The 4,576-nt window shown below is 36.0% G+C and carries 3 protein-coding genes and 1 tRNA gene; 2 read left to right on the top strand and 2 right to left on the bottom strand.

Translation table 11 applies throughout. The features are described from left to right. Positions 1–1,744: 1,744 nt before the first annotated feature. Positions 1,745–2,458 (bottom strand): MgtC family protein, encoded by a 714-nt coding sequence (locus AACX38_RS04865; RefSeq protein ID WP_228865818.1) that lies wholly within the window; start codon positions 2,456–2,458, stop codon positions 1,745–1,747. Between the two features lie 700 nt (positions 2,459–3,158). Beyond that, positions 3,159–3,371 (bottom strand): transcription antiterminator/RNA stability regulator CspE, encoded by a 213-nt coding sequence (gene cspE / locus AACX38_RS04860; protein ID WP_010847246.1) that lies wholly within the window; start codon positions 3,369–3,371, stop codon positions 3,159–3,161. Between the two features lie 476 nt (positions 3,372–3,847). Here cspE and AACX38_RS04855 point away from each other — a divergent pair, with 476 nt between their 5' ends. Further along, positions 3,848–4,369 (top strand): YlaC family protein, encoded by a 522-nt coding sequence (locus AACX38_RS04855; protein WP_228865817.1) that lies wholly within the window; start codon positions 3,848–3,850, stop codon positions 4,367–4,369. Between the two features lie 117 nt (positions 4,370–4,486). Further along, positions 4,487–4,562: transfer RNA gene (locus tag AACX38_RS04850), tRNA-Asn, on the top strand. The last annotated feature ends 14 nt before the right edge of the window (positions 4,563–4,576 follow it).

Genomic DNA, 4,576 nt, shown 5'->3' with positions numbered 1-4,576 from the left:
CATTAATACTGGCAGTGAATAGTATAAAAATTACATGGGCCATTTTCTTAATCAATATAGAACAAGATACCAATTAATGAGGATTATTCATAACCATTCACCAAAATGGTGAAGATAAGATCATTTTAGAATGCTAACCACAATACACTACTTATGAAATTCTCAATTCGCTAAAAAATATTTTTAGGATAACAATTTCTATCCTATTAACGCATTGAATAATGAGTGCTACATGCAAATGGTTAGTTAAATAATTATTAATGCTATCAATAATACAGGTAAAGTAGTAGTGCTGGTGTGCTTTATACCAATGAGTTTAGAGCTGAATAGCATATGTACAATTTAAGTGGCCATAACCCTCTGTTTTGCAAATTTCTTCAGCAGATCCTACCTGACATTCTACACAATTAACTGCAAGCATATATCTCATCACAACAGATATTCCAGGAATCGATCCACTCAGGATCATAAAATGGCAGACAGGTTATTATCTCATTTGCGAGGCATTCTCAAATAAATACTTTATTCATTTTTCCCTATCGTAAAACAGTTGTGAAATATCGTACATTAGGTTTTGTACAAGCAAATCAATGGCCCAGATAGATAAAAATAGAATAAATGCACTGACTATCCTCCCTAAAAATACATTCACAGGAGCAGATCAAGCAACCATATTTATTAGATAATGATATTCCCAAACGTTTTCGTATCCTTTATTACTCCTTTTTCTAATCCCTTAGGATTCTTCTCAGGAAAAATGAGATCTAAGAATCCTTTTGTGATATCTATGGCATTATCAACAAAAATACCAACACTAGTGACCCGATATGTAGTACATGACGTATTGCATCATCAGATAGATCAACTGCATAATTATTATTTTATCGTCACTTTTTGATGCGTATTTTTCCGAAATATTCACTGATAAAGATCTACATTTAATTCCACTATTTTTAAAAGGTTTTCATCACTCACACACTCAATATTAAAGCGATTAAGAATATTTCCAGTATCTAAATCCGCTTCATAGTGAGTTTTAGCTATAGCAGCAGAATTATATTCGCCTACTTAACCTAAACACTGTGCTATTCTCATCAGCAACAGAAAGTGAATGTTTCACTTCATCAGAATTTAACTCCGGGATTGTTAAGATTAACACCCTGAAACCTTGTTCATTGTAATAGTCAACCTGCTCCATGATATTGTTGTGATTTTCTTCAGTGAAAGAAGTAAGTTGTTCCTTTAGCGGCACATTACAGCAAACAAATGACTGCTCCCCTACTACACTTTCGCAAATTAATTGATGATCTTACCGAAGATCCTGAACAAAAATTGATAATTTTCGAAGAGAGTAATGACAAGGTAACTCATCAATTTTTCTGTAGCTGTGCAGAAGACTATACTTCATGGATTTTTGGATTGCATAACAATGGCAGCAGAGCAACAGATTCATCGGAAAAGAATTTGCTCAGTCAAAGGCTGTTTTCCGGTGAGAGATTTCAATCTCTCATTAACTCTGGAGAGTATAAATAACGGTATGTTTGTAAACAGTAGAAGAAGTGAGCGCTGCCAGTGAGGAGATAACTAAAAAGACAAAGGTATAAAAGATTTTGGTGTTACCTGAATAGCATACAGTCCACGATTATTAATAAATAATAGTGATAATCAATATCATTTACATTTTTATTTATTAATAACTTGTATTGTTTAACAGGTAACACTCTGTTTATGGTTTCAAATTATTTTAAGCAGGTAATTCGGAGGCAATTTTCCAGTTAACGGAACTGACACTTTTCTCTAAGCTCACCCGACAAACAATCGATTCGATCTCTTTTTGCTTATCCGGAGTTGCCAGTATTTCTGCACACACTTCAAGCCGGTTCGGTTGAATTGTATCAGCACTGCTTAATGACTGTAGCCGGACATTTAATCCATTAATTGCCTGTAGGATCAACGTTCTGATCAGGATCTCATCGCCAATATCACAAATAATGTGAATTTTATAACTCTGATCTAAATCTAATGCCTGCTGTTGTGGCTGAGCATTGATTCTCTGAGCAGCTTCCCTGAGTAAAATATTTGCAGATAAAATTATTGTAACTGCAATAGTAGCAGACCAGTATTGACCCAACCCACACAAAACGCCAATTCCCGCCGAACACCATAATGTTGCCGCAGTATTTAATCCGCGGATGTTCATTCCCTCTTTCATGATCACACCAGCACCAAGAAAACCAATGCCGGATACAATTTGTGCAGCAACACGTCCGGGACTATCATCAGAGGTAGCGGACATTGAACTAAGAATAAAAACCGCAGCACCAGTTGCGACTAACGCATTGGTTCTTAACCCCGCCATACGCTGACGCCACTGACGTTCCGCCCCAATCAGTGCACCGAAACACATCGCCGAAAGCAAATGAATTGCAATAGATGTTAATTGCATAACATCCTCCATAATATAAAATGGATAAATATTCTTCTAAATGGCTACTTAGCTAACTAACTTAGTAATTCATAATTTCAAATCTGCAATTAAAACACTTACTCTTACAAGCGTAAGCATGTAACTGCTGGTCATCTTTTTGAATTAAACTAATGCGTAGCAGGTTACCAGAAGAAATAAATTATTTCTCTTTTCGTGAGTAATAGAAGAAGCATCAGACTTAATCTGATTATTGATGTGTTCCCGGAGGGAATAAGGAATGAGTATATAACAGTACCATAGATACCCCGATATATCTCTTTGATACTGTTTTCGTGATCTGAATAGCCGATCTACAGTACCGCATCATCTTTCGGGTGAGTACAACTCATGAAACTGAAGTAGCATCGCCCACCATTATTCGGCAAGCAGTAAATTCATTGAAAATTAACAGATTACCGATTAGCTTTTATTTAATTTTAAACTTTGACTGTCCAATGATTAGCTCCAAAATAAAACCAGTACGAAATTATAATCAGGTAAGATTAATAAGTAAAGGCTTCACTTATTAAATGGTATTAAAAGAAAGGTATTCTTGTAGACTTGTTTAATAAAATAATAACTATTGTTTAATATATTATGATTACTTTTTTCATTAAAGATAATCTAATAAACAAAAAGCCCGCCAAGGCATTTTAGCATGGCGAGCTTAACAAATAGGTATAAAGGCAAATTAGATAGCAGTTACGTTTGCTGCTGCTGGGCCTTTGGCACCGTTTTCAATGGTGAACTCTACGTTCTGGCCTTCAGCCAGAGTTTTGAAACCGTTACCTTGAATGGCAGAGAAGTGAACGAATACGTCTTTGCTACCATCGGCTGGAGTAATGAAACCAAAACCTTTGGACTCGTTGAACCACTTCACTTGACCTTTCATTTTGTCAGACATGTGTCTTTCCTATATATCAAAAAAAACTCGCCACCTTGGGCATGTGTTGGCCATTATCAGCTATTACTTATGGGGCACTAAGAAGGAAACGGTCTACAAAGGCTAATCAAGATAGCACTTACACATAACGCATTAACTCAAGATGTCGTACATAAAGTAGGTCTGTTAATCAGGCCAAACGCATTAACGCATGACCGAACCGGAATAGCAACCTTTTTATGGATTATAGATCTAAAAAAATTTTAGACGCTCAATATTAGAACAGAATAACCTAATAAATAGATGTATTTATGCTTTTATTTGATTTATTCAACTTTTATCTTAAACAAAAATATTCGTGATCATCAGGAACAATAACAGTTTTACAAATTAAAAGAAGTAATTGCTATACAGATGGAGACACCCGGCATGATAACCTTGGAAAGGTGGGTACTTTTAATTCGATAACTGATTTCTACAATAATTGGGCTGGTATTATGAACATCATCAAACAGATATTGATTCAGGACCTAGAGCGGATCAATCTCGCAGAACGTAGGGATGGTAAAGTACATTTTAATAGTATCTTTATTCATCAGCATCCATACCTGTTTTTAGCTATGATCGTTGCTTATGTTTTCCTCGCTGTACTGATGTGGTATGCCCCCTATTTTGGCACTTGGTCACTGCTTTTATTTACTGCTCTTTTTTTTGTTATGGCGGCCGTTCTTCTTTTCGATATCAAACCCGTTTACCATTTTGACGATATTGATGTGCTGGATTTACGTGTTTGTTATAACGGCGAGTGGTTTGTCGATGAAAAGGTATCTCAGAATGCCGTCAATACAATACTCGGTCATCCGAATATCCCCAATGAAGTGAAAAACGAAATCAAACAAATCATTATAAAAAAGAACGGAATATGCTTTTATGATGTTTTTATGATCGCATGCTCAGAGCAATCACCTTACTTTCAACCTTATCAAGTTGAACAAAAGCATGTAATTTCAGCAAAATAGCATAATTTTATAGCAATGCGCTCATATGATAAGCAAGCGTCCGGAAAATCTAATTTTTGCATTGACACCTCCTGAGTTCGTCGTTAATATTCGCCCCGTTCTCAGGAACACAGCAATTCCTCCATAGTTCAGTCGGTAGAACGGCGGACTGTTAATCCGTATGTCACTGGTTCGAGTCCAGTTGGAGGAGCCAAATTTAAAGAAGCC

It is taken from the genome of Xenorhabdus sp. PB30.3 (genome assembly GCF_963895965.1).
Lineage (GTDB): Bacteria > Pseudomonadota > Gammaproteobacteria > Enterobacterales > Enterobacteriaceae > Xenorhabdus > Xenorhabdus stockiae.
This window is presented reverse-complemented; position numbering and strand designations above follow the sequence as displayed.

Excerpts from the sequence above, each read along its gene's own strand:
- AACX38_RS04855 (WP_228865817.1), top strand. The coding sequence starts at position 3,848 with ATGAACATCATCAAACAGATATTGATTCAGGACCTAGAGCGGATCAAT.
- AACX38_RS04865 (WP_228865818.1), bottom strand. The coding sequence starts at position 2,458 with ATGGAGGATGTTATGCAATTAACATCTATTGCAATTCATTTGCTTTCG.
- cspE (WP_010847246.1), bottom strand. The coding sequence starts at position 3,371 with ATGTCTGACAAAATGAAAGGTCAAGTGAAGTGGTTCAACGAGTCCAAA.